Source organism: Pseudidiomarina aestuarii, from assembly GCF_048263735.1.
Taxonomy (GTDB): Bacteria; Pseudomonadota; Gammaproteobacteria; order Enterobacterales; family Alteromonadaceae; genus Pseudidiomarina; species Pseudidiomarina aestuarii_B.
On record NZ_JBLXDX010000001.1, the window covers coordinates 848,422 to 862,395 of the forward strand.

Sequence of the window (13,974 nt, forward strand, 5' to 3'; positions counted from 1 at the left end):
ATAGAGAATCTTTACTGTCCACTGTTCACTGTTCACTATTCACTTGCTTGCTTGGGGTTTCATGGCTGGGAAAGTAAAAGTATTTCATTTAGCTGGGGAGCGCATTATTGCTGGCTCCCGGCATAGCATCAAAATTCCTGCAGCGCGCCTGTATAACGACACGCCGATGGATTTGCATGCAGAAGTTTTCCATGGCGTGAAGCCGGGACCTACATTACTTGTCTGTGCAGCGATTCATGGCGATGAACTCAATGGCGTCGAAGTTTGCCGACGTTTAATGGGCTTGATTGACCCACTCCAACTCGCGGGTACACTCATCGTCGTGCCAGTGGTGAATGTGTTTGGCTTTATCCAGCAATCGCGTTACTTGCCGGACCGACGCGATTTAAATCGCTGTTTCCCGGGGTCAGAACGTGGCGCATTAGGCAGTCGACTCGCTCATTTATTCAGTGAGACCTTAGTCAAAAATGCGACGCACATCGTTGATTTGCACACGGGTGCTATTCATCGCAGTAATTTGCCACAGATTCGCGTCGATACCACTAATGATGAAGCATTGGCGATGGCTGAAAGCTTTGGCTCACCGGTAATTTTGCATTCGAAAGAACGCGACGGCTCCTTACGTTCGCTCGCGACCGAGCTGGGCATTCCGTTAATTTTGTATGAAGCCGGTGAAGCGCTACGTTTTGATTACGCGGCCATTCATGCGGGCGTTAATGGCGTACAGAACGTCATGAAAATGCTGAAGATGTTGAAGGGTCGACGCACTCGTAAAAAGGTTACGCCAGTAGTCGCGCATCGCAGCAATTGGATCCGATCAGAATCAGACGGATTGGTCATCCCCAAAGTTGAGCTTGGCCAAACCATCACTAAGGGTCAGATTATTGCGCAAACCGTCAACCCACATGGTGTGGAGCTGAATCCAATTCGCAGCCCTTATCATGGCATTGTCATTGGCATTTCGAATATTCCGGTTGCCAATGAGGGGGAAGCGCTTTTTAATGTCGCTCAGTTTGAAGACAATGAAGACATGGACGATGCCACTGAGAGCGTCGATGTCTTTACCGAAGCATATGAACGGAAGCCCACATGAAGAATCGATTACAGGCACCGTCACAACTGATTATCCGGCATGCCGATCGGTTTGCAGGACAACCCTTGTTGCTAGTGAATGCGCCTGATCCTGAAGTTGCAGCCGAGCTGGATGTCCAAGCTACTTGGAACTTGCACGCAGGCTACGCGAAACGCTGGCAACGCGGTTCTGGTTTACATCACTTCGGTGAGCTGCCCCCGCACAGCGAAGCGACTGCGGCGCTGGTCTGGTTACCTAAAGAAAAACCGCTAACCGATTATATCGTCCGCGCACTGGCAAGCGTGTTGCCAACCGGAAGCACCATCTGGCTGGTCGGCGAAAATCGTAGTGGGATCAAGAGTATTCACAAGGTGTTACCAGACTGTCTCGAACCCGCGCAGAAAATTACCAGTGGCAATCATTCTCTACTGATTGCGACGGCGGTCAAACAACAGACTACATTCGCGCTGGAGTCGTTTTTAACCAGTTGCGAACTCCCGCAACCCGGTCAAGAAGAACCCTTACATTTGGCCAGTTACCCTGGTGTTTTCGCGTTCCCAAGCATTGATGCAGGCAGCGCTATGTTGCTGCAACATCTACCACAATGGCAGCGCGGGAAGTTACTTGATTTTGCTTGTGGCCATGGTGTGTTGGGCGCTTGGTTAAACCGCGCTGGTCCGGAACTTGACGTCAGTTATCTTGATGTCAGTTGCATGGCGTTGGCGGCGACCCGCAAGACTCTCGAGCAAAACGGCCTCACCGGTACGTTGCTTGCCGAGGAAGGATTACCGTCCAATTTGCCACGCTACGACTATGTTGTCAGCCATCCGCCCTTCCATACCGGGCTGGCGACCGATTATAAGATCGGTGAACAATTCTTACGTGACGTCCATCAACATCTGACTCTCAGCGGCGAGCTCTGGCTGGTCGCAAACCGCTTCTTACCCTGGCCCGAATTGCTAGAAAAGACTTTCGGTACCTATGACCGAATTGCAGAAGACAACCGATTTGCGGTTTATCGGGCTCGACTCAAGTCACGTGATCGCAAGCGGCGTTAAACCATGATCGGATTCACCTCTATTAAACGCAGCATCTCCCTTATGGTCATATCCACCACGACCATATTGGTGACGCTTGCATGCATAGTGGTGAGCACGCTGTTGATTCAAAATGTCGAACAGAGGCTGTTAGAGCGTACTGAGCAGTTTACGCGCTTGATTGCGATTAGTGGCAGTCGCAGCATTGTGTTTGATGGCGGGCGCGACCCCACCGAGTGGCTGGCAAACCTCGCTGAAACTAAGTACATCGATCATATTCATTTGTATCAGCTGGGCGAGAGCTCCGCCATGATGCGCTATTTTGGTAGCTATAACCGCGAGAGTTTGGCGCCTATACCAGCGCGGTTTGAGCGTGTTGAGAGCTTGCTGGGGGCGCGCCTAGCAGAGCGCTATATTGAGGCCGCGTGGCCGGTCAGCATTGATGACCGGGTGGTTGGTTACGTCTATTTGCGTGCCTCTCGGGACGATATCGATAACCTCGTTTGGCTGAGTATCGTCGTGTCGTTTATTGTCGTGCTTTGCTCTATGTTGCTGGCTTGGCTGATTACACTCAGATTGCGACGCTACATCATGAGTCCGATTGATCAGTTGGTGGACTCATTACAAGAAGTCGCACGAGATAAAGACTACTCCATGCGCTTACCAGAGGCCTCGTTGCATGAGCTGGAACGTCTCTCGAGCAGCTTCAATACCATGCTTGAGCGCATTCAACAGCACATTCGGCGGCAAGAGCTGGCTGAACAACAAGCCAGTCAACTGAATACCGAATTAGAGCGGCAGGTAGCGCAGCGCACTGCGGCACTGCGTGATGCCAACCAAGAATTACTGAATACTCTCGAGAAACTGCATCAATACCAACGTCAGCTCGTTGAAGCGGAGAAAATGTCATCGCTTAGCGACATGGTTGCGGGTATTGCGCATGAGGTAAATACGCCAGTTGGCCTGGCCATTACCTCCACATCAATTCTGCAAGATAAATTGGAGTCGATGCGGAGTAAGTTTGCTGAGCGGCAAATTACCAGCCAACAATTTGAAGACTTTCTGCAGGCCACGGATGAAAACCTACAGTTGATCAGTCGTAACATTAAACGGACTGCCGATTTGATTACGCGTTTCGGGCAGTTAGCAATGGACCAGTTTGCAGAAGATCCGCGTGAGTTCGAACTCAACAGTTTCGTGACTGACGTGGTGGCATCGCTGCACAATCGTTTCCCGCAACTTGACGAGCACCAGATTGATGTCGAGTGTCCAGCAGATATAGTGGTGTGTAGTCGGCCAGGCCCACTCACGCAAATATTGATGCAATTGGTACAGAACTCCTTGCAGCACGCTTTCGCAGAGCGTGATCATGGTCATATCCGTATTCAGTTTGAAGTGATTACAGCTAAACTCGAAGAACAACCGACACACCTGAAAATCACTTACGCGGACGATGGTGAAGGTATTCCGGAACAGATTGGTCGACGCATCTTTGACCCCTTCGTAACGAGCAAACGTGGATTGGGTGCAACCGGCCTCGGATTGCATCTCGTCTATAACCTCGTTAATCAATTATTGGAGGGTCACATTGAGTATGAAACGCAACTTAATGCCGGCACTACCTTCCTGATCGAGATCCCCCTACAACAGTGCGGCCGCATTTAGTCTAGCTTTGCGAGTTATTGGTCGATTTCTTACACAAAATTAATTTATCTTTTTTTAGCTTCTGCTACACTAACAATGTTCACCACTTTTCAACATATGTTAATGGAACTACTTATGAGTGCAAGATTACTGATCGTTGAAGACGAGGTCGTGACTCGCAATACACTCACTCGCCTATTTCAACAAGAAGGCTATGACGTTTTTGATGCGGCAGATGGCATGCAAATGCAACGCATCATGGCTCGTCAACAAGTTGACCTAGTTATTATGGACGTCAACCTACCTGGCAAGAGCGGTATTGAGTTGGCTGAGAAGCTGCGTGAAAACCAAAACATCGGTCTCATTTTCCTTACCGGCCGTGACGCTGAAGAAGATCGTTTATTGGCACTCGAGTTGGGTGCAGATGACTATCTGATCAAACCGTATAATCCGAAAGAACTGATTATTCGCGTGCGTAACCTATATCGTCGTATTGAGGCACTGAAGAGCCAAGAGAAAACGATTGGTCACGATAGTATCGTTTACGAATTCAATAACTGGCGTTTAGAGAGCGATAGCCGCTGCTTATTCTCCCCAGAAGGAAAAATGTTCCGACTGCCGAAGAGTGAGTATCGTGCTATGGAATTGTTCCTCACGAATCCAGGGAAAATTCTGGACCGCGAAACCTTAGTGAAGAAGATGTTGGACCGCGAATTACGCCCGAATGACCGGACTGTTGATGTCGCCATTCGCCGTATTCGTCGTCACTTTGAAGGATTTGGCGATACTCCAAATCTAATCACGACTATTCACGGCGAAGGCTATCGATTCGTTGGCCAAGTGAATATTCGTCACCTAGACCAGCCGTCACTCAATTCCCCGAGCTGATAGCCAGCGTCTCAGTTGTGCTTGATGAATGGGTAGCTCAGCTACCCATTCTTTTATCTGCGGCTCTACTTGTTCCCATGTCCAAGCTTCGCGCTCAACCGATTCCATGGTTCTCGCCAACTGTCGCAAACCAACTGACCGACAGGCACCTTTCAATTTGTGCGCTTGCCGACGCGTTTCTACTTCGTCACGTTGCGCCAGAAGCCAGTTGAGCGTATCCACATAACCACGGATGTTATCTGAGAAAGTCTCATACATTTCGAGCAATCCTTCATTGCCCAAAAGCTCGGCGTACTGTTCAAGTAGGCGTTCATCCAACATCTTAGCTATCCTTAGTGGTTTGGACTCGATTGTCTTAATCGAAAACTTTCAGTCGCTGATTGAACTCATTCTGGCAAACTACCGTAAATGAGTAAGATCAAGTATACTAGCGCCCCCTTTTTGGGGACATTAAATTTTTGCAACGTTTGGAGCCGTAACGCATGCCAACAGCAACACCAACAATGATGCCAGATATCGCTAATCAAACCAAAGCACAAACAGAAGGTGCATTGGATTGGGTTGGCATGAGTAATATCGAAATGCCGATGGTTGTCGGTGCAGCAAACGAACCGGAGCGTCCAGTCAATGCGCTGATCGATGCGTTCGTGAACCTCACCGATCCGAAAGCAAAAGGCATTCATATGTCTCGACTGTATCTGTTGCTCGAGGAGTTGTCGAATAACGACATGCTCACTCACCAATCGTTACGTCGTTTGTTGCACGATTTTATCGCCAGCCACGACGGCTTGGCTGATCAAGCTTACGTTAAGTTTAGCTTCGATTACCAGATTCGTCGAAAAGCGCTGATCAGTAAGAAGCAAGGTTGGAAGTCGTACCCAGTGGTTTTGGTGGGTCGTTACAACGCCGGCGAACTTGACCTCGAGTTGTCCGTCGATGTGCCGTACTCGTCTACCTGCCCGTGTTCAGCAGCATTGGCTCGTCAGCTTATCCAAGAAGCATTCTCGAACCAATTTGGTACCGATGCAGATGTGGATGCAGAGGCTGTTCACCGTTGGTTGGGAACTACACAAGGTATCGTGGCAACTCCGCACAGTCAGCGTTCCATTGCTGAAGTAAAAGTGAAGCTGGGCGACGCAATCACCGAGTTTCCAATTATCGCGTTGATTGATGCCATCGAAGGCTCACTCAAGACTCCGGTACAAGCTGCGGTAAAACGTGAAGACGAGCAAGAATTCGCGCGTCTAAACGGTCAAAATTTAATGTTCTGTGAAGATGCAGCACGTCGTCTCCAGTTTACTCTGAATCATCAACCTGATTACTCAGACTTCTGGATCCGTGTGAATCACTATGAGTCATTGCATGCGCATGACGCAGTGAGCATCACAACAAAGGGTATTCCGGGCGGTTTTAAAGCCTGATTCATCGACCCCAGATTCCGGCTGAGTTATACTACTCGGCCGGAATTTTTTTGTTTTGAGCAACTATGAAATCGATTGATATTGTCGGGATTGGCAACGCGCTAGTCGACCAAGAGTTTGAAGTCACGGATGAGTTTCTCCGTCAACATAACATCGAAAAAGGCATGATGACCTTAATCGAGGACGCTGACCAAGAGCGCTTGATTAAAGAATTGGCCAAACGCGGTGAATTGAAGAAGCAATCGGGCGGTGGCTCTGCTGCAAACTCACTGGTGGCGTTCAGCCAGTTTGGCGGCAAAGCATTCTATTGCTGTAAAGTCGCTGACGACCAAGCGGGCACCTTCTACTGTGAAGACATGAAGCGCGTGGGTATCACCACGAACATCGGCAGTTGCCAGCATGAAGGCAAAACCGGTCGTTGTTTAGTGATGGTCACTCCAGACGCTGAACGCACAATGCGGACCTATTTGGGCATTACCGCCGATTTATCTATTGCAGAACTGGATGACGACGCCATTGCGAGCGCCGAATACCTGTACATTGAGGGTTATTTGGTCACGTCTCCAGTTGCTTTAGAGGCCATTCGTCATGCCAAACAAGTCGCTCGAGCCAATAATACGAAGATTGCAGTCACCTGCTCTGACCCAGCCATGGTGAAATACTTCCGTGAGGGTATCGATACGATCCTAGACGGCGGTGTTGACGTACTTTTCTGTAACCACGAAGAGTCTGAGTTACTCACCGGCACAGCGGATGTACAAGCTGCGATGCAACAATTACAGCAACACGCTGGCATTGTTGCCATTACGCTGGGTAAAGACGGCGCATTACTGGCCGACGGTACGCGTCAAATAGCCGTACCAGGCGTCAAAGTGGTTGCGAAAGACAGTAACGGTGCCGGCGATATGTTCGCAGGCGCTATGATGTATGGTCTGACTCGTGGGTACTCACTAGCGGCCTGCGGCATGCTCGCAAGTCATGCAGCTGCCGAAGTGGTCTCGGAGTTTGGACCGCGGCTGAGTCTTGACCGGCAGCAACAACTGCTGATCCGACTGCAGCACGAACCAGAATTCAACTAAAACAAGGTGAACGGTGAATAGATAATAGTGAACAGAAAGGATTTTGGTTTGTCTCGCTTTTCACTGTTCACTGTTCACCATTCACTATCTTTAAGGGGTAGTCATGCAAGATTATAAAGTTGCCGATATCAGCCTCGCCGAGTGGGGCCGTCAAGAAATTTCTATCGCTGAGTCAGAGATGCCAGCGTTGATGACCATTCGTCGTAAATATGCTGCGAGCAAGCCATTGGCTGGTGCGCGCATTATCGGCTGTATTCACATGACCATTCAAACCGCAGTGTTGATTGAAACCCTGATTGAGTTGGGTGCGGAAGTGCGTTGGTCATCATGTAATATCTTCTCAACGCAAGATCATGCCGCTGCAGCAATGGCAGCCGCTGGTGTGCCTGTGTTTGCGTGGAAAGGCGAAACTGAAGAAGAGTACGAATGGTGCTTGGAACAAACTTGTCGGAAAGACGGCGAGTTGTGGGATGCCAACATGATTTTAGACGATGGTGGTGATTTGACCCTGTTGATCCATGATAAGTACCCGCAAATGCTCGACAACGTGCATGGGATTACCGAAGAAACGACTACCGGTGTGCATCGTCTGCTCGAGATGCTGAAGCACGGTACGCTGAAAGTTCCAGCTATCAACGTCAACGACTCGGTCACTAAATCAAAGAACGACAACAAGTACGGTTGCCGTCACTCGTTAAGCGACGCTATCAAACGTGGTACTGACCACTTGCTGATGGGTAAGAAAGCGTTGGTGATTGGTTATGGTGACGTTGGTAAAGGTTCTGCCGCAAGTCTTAGCCAAGAAGGCATGATAGTAAAAATCGCTGAGATTGACCCGATTTGTGCCATGCAAGCGTGCATGGATGGCTACGAAGTGGTGTCGCCATACCTGAATGGTGTCAACACTGGCGATGAATCGGGTATCGACAAGAACTTGCTGGCCAACACCGATTTGCTGGTAACGACCACTGGTAACGTCAATGTGTGTGACCGCTACATGCTGGCAGCATTAAAGCCAACTGCAGTAGTCTGTAACATTGGTCACTTCGATAACGAAATTGACACCGCGTTCATGCGTAAAAACTGGCGCTGGGAGCAAGTGAAACCACAGGTACATAAAATCTACCGTAGCGATGATAAACAAGATTACTTGTTGCTGTTATCGGAAGGTCGTTTGGTGAACCTCGGTAATGCCACCGGTCACCCAAGTCGTATTATGGATGGTTCTTTTGCAAACCAAGTACTTGCGCAAATTCACTTGTTTGAAGAGAAGTTTGCCGACTTGCCAGCGGCTGAAAAAGCTGCCAAGCTGCGCGTCGAAGTATTACCGAAGCAGCTCGATGAAGAAGTCGCGAAGTATATGGTGCAAGGTTTTGGTGGTGTAATCACCAAGTTAACCCAGCAGCAAGCTGACTACATCCATGTTGCCGTCGAAGGACCATTTAAATCGGACGATTATCGTTACTAAACTTTATGACGGTTATTTATAAGGAACTCACGGCCGCCGATCACGCGGCCGTGCTTGAATTAGGGAACCAGGTTCATGGTGAAAATTATCTCACTCCTGAATCTTTGGCAGATTATGCCCAGCGCGGCCTAGTTGGCTCAACCAATCTTAATTGGCTCGCTTTTGTCGATGGCAAACTGGCTGGTATTCGCTTGACCTTTGCTCCAGGTAACTGGGACATCGACGAATACTGTACACCCTCTGAATGGCCGGTTGCCGTAGAGCAAATGTGTTACTTCAAATGCTCCGCAGTAGACGCAAATATTCGTGGTGCTGGTATTGGTCGGGGTTTGCTAGACCACTCGATTCAAGCAGCCCGTCAATTGGGTTGCAAAGCTGGGCTCGCGCATATTTGGATGCAAAGTCCGAACAACTCAGCCTATTCATATTTCAGCCGTTGTGGTGGCGAGCTCATTAAAGAGCACGCCGATCGCTGGTATCGATTATCGGTTGAAGAAGGCTATCACTGCCCCATTTGTGACGGCGTTTGTCACTGTGCCGCTGGTGAGATGATTCTGCGTTTTAAAGATTTCAGTTAACTCTTCTGCGGAGGCGTTGTGAGCCAATACGACCCATTACACGATGTAAACCCTGGCCCACACCGCCCTTATCCACACAGTTATTGGCTACAACAGACCGCTTCCGCGCAATTCCCACCAACCGTAACGGATTTGCCAGCCACAGCTGATATCGTGGTAATTGGTGCCGGATTTACTGGGCTCAATGCTGCCTTAGAATTGGCTGAGACCTACCAACAACAAGTGGTGGTGGTAGAAGCCAATCAACTCGGTTGGGGTTGCTCGATGCGTAACGCTGGCTTCGCCATGCCTGGCACTGGCCGACTCGGCTATGCCGCGTGGGAGAAGCGTTGCGGTATTGATGTCGCCAAAGGTATCCAAGCAGAGTATCAACGCGCATTTGAACGCTTAGAGCGACATATTGCAGCTTGTCCTGAACACGCTCAGGTGCAACGGGGTGGTTATTTAAAGATTGCCCATCGTGCTAAAGCAGTGCCCGAACTGCGGCAGCAATTTGATGCGCTGCAGCGGTATGAACCGAGCACAACTTGGCTTGATCGTTCTGCGATTCAAGCGCGCGTTAACAGCCCGCAAGCCCATGCGGCGATTCACTTCCCGCAGAGTTTTGGAATCAATCCGGTGTTACTGACGACCAGTGTTGCCCGGCAAGCGGTTCAAGCTGGTGTTAAAGTGGTTGAGCATGCCCCTGTGATTCAGTGGCAAACCGACGCTGATGGCACTCATTGCCTGCATACACCTCGTGGCGACATTCGTGCTCGGAAGGTCATTATAGCCAGTAACGGCTATACCCCGAATCATTTGCATCCCAGCATCCACGGCCGCACGCTACCGGTGCTTTCCAGTGTGGTTGTTACGCGACCGCTGACCGCCACTGAATTAGCAGCAACGCATTTAAACAGTCGTGAATTGGTCATGGATACGCGCACGCTGAAATATTATTTCCGGTTGCTGCCCGATCAACGCTTATTGTTTGGTGGTCGCGGCGCGATTCGTGGTAAAGATGCAAACAATCCGCGCTACACCCGTGATTTGATGCAAGCACTCAGTGCTACGTTCCCGCAATTGCACAGCCTTGCTGCGGAGAAACCAGACTATTCATGGAGTGGTTGGGTGAGTGTGGCGTTGGATGACTATCCGCGGATCTATAGTCCAGCACCCGGTATTTTCACCAGCATGGGCTATTGCGGTTCAGGAGTGACTTTTACCCAGCTAGCTGGACAACGGGTCGCGCAACTTGCGATGGGTGCTGAACTACCCGCTCTGCCGTTCTATCAATCGGCGCTACCGAAATTTCCGTTTGCTGGACTGCGGCGCGCTGGCCAATGGTTGTTTTACCAGGCCAACGTCAACCGCTAATTGTACTTGCTAATAGCACTTGCTAAGAGCACTTACAGACCGAAAACGACCTTCTCACTGCGCAGCATGCGCCCAATCAGCATTAGTAGCAAAGCCGATAATGCAACGGTAGCAACAGCACTCAATGCCATAGGCAGCCACTGTAAGGCTTCACCTTTGATGATGTCGAGTAAGGCCTGATGTTGACCAGTAATCGGCAAATAATAGAGCGCTTGATGCTTCACGCGTGAAAACTCGACCCCAAATACAGCCAGCATGGGCAGCATCAGCAAGAATGAAATGTAGGTTTGTGCCTCTTTAAAACTCTTCGCTCGAAACGATACGAATAGCTGTAAAGCCGTGGCAAATAATGCCAATGGAAACAGCAGTGCGATGATCAACAGAATCGACTGCCAGCCTAAGGCAATGCTAATACCGATATTGTGCAGTGGTAGGAAACTGAAAATAAACGGGATTAAAACCACACTCAGAATGCCGCCAAAGATTGCGAAGCAACTGGCCGCTAATGCTTTGCCCCACACCAACTGCTGGGCGGTTAACGGCTGCGACAACAACAGTTCCAGTGAATTACGTTCGCGCTCACCGGCGCTAATATCAATGGCAACGTTCATTCCTGAAAAGAAGACCGACAACAGCATAAACACCAACACACTACCCATGAGAAGAGCTGCGCGTGAACCCTTGGTTGCAGTGTCTTGCTTGACCAGATCAATGGCGTTCATGATGCCAGGATCAATACCGCGCATCTGTAACCGAATATAGGTCAACTGATTGCTATAACTCTGTACAGCACGTTCCACCCGATTGATGTCGGTGCGTTGCTTTTGCGCAGAAAAATCAGCGGTAAGTGTGACTTCGATGGGCTTCGCCTTGGCAATATTGTCCGCCCAGTTTTCACTGATAGCTAATACGATAGGCTGCTGGCCGTCAGGCCATGGCTTTTCGCGTTCCACAATACCTTGTCGTTGCAGATGGGCAATAAACGCCGGCGCGTGTTCTGCGCCTTCAATGTTAATGCCAACATCGCTCTCATCGGTCAATTGGGATATCAACACAAAGAAAGCGACGGCCATCAACAGTGGACCGAAGAATGCATAGGACATAGCGGCCATAACTGAGCGCTTATCCCGCAGGGCATCGCGCAATTCCTTGCGCCAGACAATCAGTAATGGATTGCTCATGCTGCGATCCCCTCATCGGTACCAATAATTTTCACGAATGCTTCTTCCAGCGCATTTTCGCCAGTCAGCTCACAGAGTTCTCGAGTAGTACCCTGTGCCGCCACTTTGCCCGCCGCAATCACCACGACTTTGTCACACAGCGCTGCAACTTCTTGCATCACATGAGACGAAAACAGAATACTGGTGCCCTGCTGCCTTAGTTCTCGCAGCAAGTCACGCAAAATGCGTGTACTCATAACATCGAGGCCCCGGCTTGGCTCATCAAGAATCAGGTGCTTCGGTTGATGCACAATCGCTTGCGCTAATGCTACTTTCATCCGCTGACCTTGAGAAAAGCCTGTCGCTCGACGATCGGCTATAGCAGTCATATCTAAACGCTCAATTACATGCGCAACTGCCTCAGCCTGCTTCCCGCCTTGCATGCCATGCAATGCAGCGAAGTAAGCAATTTGTTCGCGCGCGGTAAGGCGCTCATACAAACCGAATTTATCTGGAAAAATACCAATGCGTTTACGAGCTTCTAAGGGCGCTACTTTCGCATCTATACCGTCAATCAGTGCTTCACCAGAGTCGGCTTGCAATAACCCATAAATCGTTCGCAAGCAGGTGGTTTTACCTGCGCCATTGGGGCCCAACAAACCGGTAATCTCGCCCTCAGGAGCACTGAAAGATAAACCGTTTAATGCGTTGACGTTTCCGAAGGCTTTTTGTAGTTGTTTTACTTCAATCATCGTCTGCTCCTAAAGACCTTTGCCGTTTGCATTCAGCACAAATGGCATGGGCTTCGCATCCGTAGTCAGACAGGCATCGTCTAACTTCGATAAGTCATTGTGATCAATAAACTGACCTGCGAGTTTGTTCGCGCAAGTGTGACCCACAATCGTATGCGACCCGTGGGTTGCCACTAGGTGACGGCTATTCGACAACGTCTCTGCAGCAATTTCGCCCCACGCAACCGGCGTTACTGGATCTAATTCACCCGATAACAGTAGTGTTGGGATGTCACTCTGAACCGGCTCAAACCAAGTGTCTGGGCGTGGCGCTTGTGGCCATACCGAGCACATGTCGACAAAAGCATCACCGGTGCGGCTGCCAATAAAGTCATTGTCACCATCGCTGGCCAGCAATTCATCGGTGGCACGCGGCAAATCTTCGCTGCAGAGTACAGACAACATCAGCCCCATATAGAGTTGCGATTGATTCATCACACCGCCCATAAGGCCGAGCAAGGGTTCATAGTTGCCTTGAGCAGTCTCATTGATGACGTATGGCAACATTTGACGCGTCGTCGGATGGTACAAAGACACCCGCATGACACCGGTGAAACGACCCGCGGTCACCAGTATATCGGTCTCCTCATTACTAAGCGGATCCGGCACTGTAATAGGTACTGGATTGCTTTCTAACTGCTGCAACACATTACGATAAGTTTCTGCCAAGTTCGGGAACTCGCTGTTGCATGCGGTCGATTCACGGCAGCGCTCCAATAGCTTATCGAACGACTCAGCACCATGTTTACCAAATGGGCCGACGACCACCTGTACGGGTGCCACAGCATCGAGTACGGCGCTGCGCACTGCTTCTGGAGCTTCACGCATATATACCAAACCCGCACGGCTGCCATAAGAGCCACCATAGAGGTTTACTTGCTGATAGCCGAGGTGCTCACGCACCCGCTCAAAATCACGGATGGCATTCACCGAATGATATTGTGTGAGGTCAGTCTCGTCATAACGAGCCAAACATTCACCGGCCATTTGGTCGAGCTGCATGTCATCGTCAGTTTTGACGAGCTCATCCATATGATCGACTTCGCAACTGAGTGGGTTTGATTTACCCGTACCACGTTGATCAATCAACAGGATATCGCGCTTACGGCGGACATCTTTAAAGATTCGATCAATCATCGATGCGAGATCCGTTGCCGCTTGCCCAGGCCCACCAGCCAAAATCAGTAGTGGATCAGGAGCTTTACTCTCGCTAACTGCTGGTAACACAGCGAAATTAATCGGGATCTGACGGCCATCAGGGCGATCATAGTTCTCTGGAACCATAATCTGACCACACTGCACCTGTTCAGAAATGTTGCGCAAATAGCAACCCTCTAACTGCGTAGGGTTGGGTTGAGCCGAAGACTGCGCAGCTACTGAACTTGGCAAGATCGCCAAAGCCCCAAAACATGCGAGTAATACAAGAGGTAGACGCTTCATAGAATGTTATCCAATTGTAACAATTGGCATAGTGTAGCGT

General features: G+C 49.9%; 13 protein-coding genes. 9 read left to right on the forward strand and 4 right to left on the reverse strand.

Translation table 11 applies throughout. The features are described 5' to 3' along the window. Positions 1 to 61: 61 nt before the first annotated feature. From ACN0S4_RS03930 to arcA, 4 genes are all read left to right on the forward strand, one after another. Positions 62 to 1,093 carry a succinylglutamate desuccinylase/aspartoacylase family protein gene (locus ACN0S4_RS03930; RefSeq protein ID WP_417656408.1) on the forward strand — a complete coding sequence of 344 codons (1,032 nt, stop codon included), beginning with the start codon at positions 62 to 64 and terminating at the stop codon, positions 1,091 to 1,093. Continuing rightward, positions 1,090 to 2,130, forward strand: coding sequence for a methyltransferase (locus tag ACN0S4_RS03935; protein ID WP_417656409.1), 1,041 nt, complete (start codon positions 1,090 to 1,092; stop codon positions 2,128 to 2,130). Before ACN0S4_RS03930 ends, ACN0S4_RS03935 begins: the two co-directional genes overlap by 4 nt. A gap of 3 nt (positions 2,131 to 2,133) precedes the next feature. Beyond that, positions 2,134 to 3,774 (forward strand): ATP-binding protein, encoded by a 1,641-nt coding sequence (locus ACN0S4_RS03940; RefSeq protein WP_417656410.1) that lies wholly within the window; start codon positions 2,134 to 2,136, stop codon positions 3,772 to 3,774. A 114-nt stretch (positions 3,775 to 3,888) separates the two neighbouring features. Continuing rightward, positions 3,889 to 4,641 (forward strand): two-component system response regulator ArcA, encoded by a 753-nt coding sequence (gene arcA, locus ACN0S4_RS03945; RefSeq protein ID WP_169930451.1) that lies wholly within the window; start codon positions 3,889 to 3,891, stop codon positions 4,639 to 4,641. Here arcA and ACN0S4_RS03950 read toward each other — a convergent pair. After that, on the reverse strand, positions 4,621 to 4,962 hold the full coding sequence (locus ACN0S4_RS03950) for an Hpt domain-containing protein (protein ID WP_417656411.1): 342 nt from the start codon (positions 4,960 to 4,962) through the stop codon (positions 4,621 to 4,623). The genes arcA and ACN0S4_RS03950 overlap by 21 nt on opposite strands. 161 nt (positions 4,963 to 5,123) lie before the next feature. Here ACN0S4_RS03950 and folE2 point away from each other — a divergent pair, with 161 nt between their 5' ends. From folE2 to ACN0S4_RS03975, 5 genes are all read left to right on the forward strand, one after another. After that, positions 5,124 to 6,062, forward strand: coding sequence for a GTP cyclohydrolase FolE2 (gene folE2 / locus ACN0S4_RS03955; protein WP_417656412.1), 939 nt, complete (start codon positions 5,124 to 5,126; stop codon positions 6,060 to 6,062). Between the two features lie 65 nt (positions 6,063 to 6,127). Further along, positions 6,128 to 7,141: an adenosine kinase gene (locus ACN0S4_RS03960; protein ID WP_417656413.1), complete on the forward strand. Its 1,014-nt coding sequence runs from the start codon at positions 6,128 to 6,130 to the stop codon at positions 7,139 to 7,141. Positions 7,142 to 7,244: 103 nt separating this feature from the next. Then, positions 7,245 to 8,609, forward strand: coding sequence for an adenosylhomocysteinase (gene ahcY, locus ACN0S4_RS03965; RefSeq protein WP_417656414.1), 1,365 nt, complete (start codon positions 7,245 to 7,247; stop codon positions 8,607 to 8,609). Positions 8,610 to 8,614: 5 nt separating this feature from the next. Then, complete coding sequence (locus ACN0S4_RS03970) at positions 8,615 to 9,187, forward strand: GNAT family N-acetyltransferase (RefSeq protein WP_417656415.1); 573 nt, start codon at positions 8,615 to 8,617, stop codon at positions 9,185 to 9,187. Positions 9,188 to 9,205: 18 nt separating this feature from the next. Further along, the gene (locus ACN0S4_RS03975; RefSeq protein ID WP_417656416.1) at positions 9,206 to 10,543 is read left to right on the forward strand and encodes an NAD(P)/FAD-dependent oxidoreductase; all 1,338 of its coding nucleotides are present in this window, start codon (positions 9,206 to 9,208) and stop codon (positions 10,541 to 10,543) included. Between the two features lie 32 nt (positions 10,544 to 10,575). Here ACN0S4_RS03975 and ACN0S4_RS03980 read toward each other — a convergent pair whose 3' ends face one another. Genes ACN0S4_RS03980 through ACN0S4_RS03990 form a run of 3 tightly spaced genes read right to left on the reverse strand, consistent with a single transcriptional unit; the run spans position 10,576 to position 13,934 of the window. After that, a complete protein-coding gene (locus ACN0S4_RS03980) occupies positions 10,576 to 11,724 on the reverse strand; it encodes an ABC transporter permease (RefSeq protein WP_417656417.1) in 1,149 nt (382 codons plus the stop codon). Next, positions 11,721 to 12,455, reverse strand: a complete 735-nt coding sequence (locus ACN0S4_RS03985; RefSeq protein WP_417656418.1) for an ATP-binding cassette domain-containing protein — start codon at positions 12,453 to 12,455, stop codon at positions 11,721 to 11,723. The genes ACN0S4_RS03980 and ACN0S4_RS03985 overlap by 4 nt, the downstream gene beginning before the upstream one ends. A gap of 9 nt (positions 12,456 to 12,464) precedes the next feature. Next, a complete protein-coding gene (locus ACN0S4_RS03990; protein ID WP_417656419.1) occupies positions 12,465 to 13,934 on the reverse strand; it encodes an alpha/beta hydrolase in 1,470 nt (489 codons plus the stop codon). Positions 13,935 to 13,974: the final 40 nt, after the last annotated feature.

Excerpts from the sequence above, each read along its gene's own strand:
- ACN0S4_RS03930 (WP_417656408.1), top strand. The coding sequence starts at position 62 with ATGGCTGGGAAAGTAAAAGTATTTCATTTAGCTGGGGAGCGCATTATT.
- ACN0S4_RS03935 (WP_417656409.1), top strand. The coding sequence starts at position 1,090 with ATGAAGAATCGATTACAGGCACCGTCACAACTGATTATCCGGCATGCC.
- ACN0S4_RS03940 (WP_417656410.1), top strand. The coding sequence starts at position 2,134 with ATGATCGGATTCACCTCTATTAAACGCAGCATCTCCCTTATGGTCATA.
- arcA (WP_169930451.1), top strand. The coding sequence starts at position 3,889 with ATGAGTGCAAGATTACTGATCGTTGAAGACGAGGTCGTGACTCGCAAT.
- ACN0S4_RS03950 (WP_417656411.1), bottom strand. The coding sequence starts at position 4,962 with ATGTTGGATGAACGCCTACTTGAACAGTACGCCGAGCTTTTGGGCAAT.
- folE2 (WP_417656412.1), top strand. The coding sequence starts at position 5,124 with ATGCCAACAGCAACACCAACAATGATGCCAGATATCGCTAATCAAACC.
- ACN0S4_RS03960 (WP_417656413.1), top strand. The coding sequence starts at position 6,128 with ATGAAATCGATTGATATTGTCGGGATTGGCAACGCGCTAGTCGACCAA.
- ahcY (WP_417656414.1), top strand. The coding sequence starts at position 7,245 with ATGCAAGATTATAAAGTTGCCGATATCAGCCTCGCCGAGTGGGGCCGT.
- ACN0S4_RS03970 (WP_417656415.1), top strand. The coding sequence starts at position 8,615 with ATGACGGTTATTTATAAGGAACTCACGGCCGCCGATCACGCGGCCGTG.
- ACN0S4_RS03980 (WP_417656417.1), bottom strand. The coding sequence starts at position 11,724 with ATGAGCAATCCATTACTGATTGTCTGGCGCAAGGAATTGCGCGATGCC.
- ACN0S4_RS03985 (WP_417656418.1), bottom strand. The coding sequence starts at position 12,455 with ATGATTGAAGTAAAACAACTACAAAAAGCCTTCGGAAACGTCAACGCA.
- ACN0S4_RS03990 (WP_417656419.1), bottom strand. The coding sequence starts at position 13,934 with ATGAAGCGTCTACCTCTTGTATTACTCGCATGTTTTGGGGCTTTGGCG.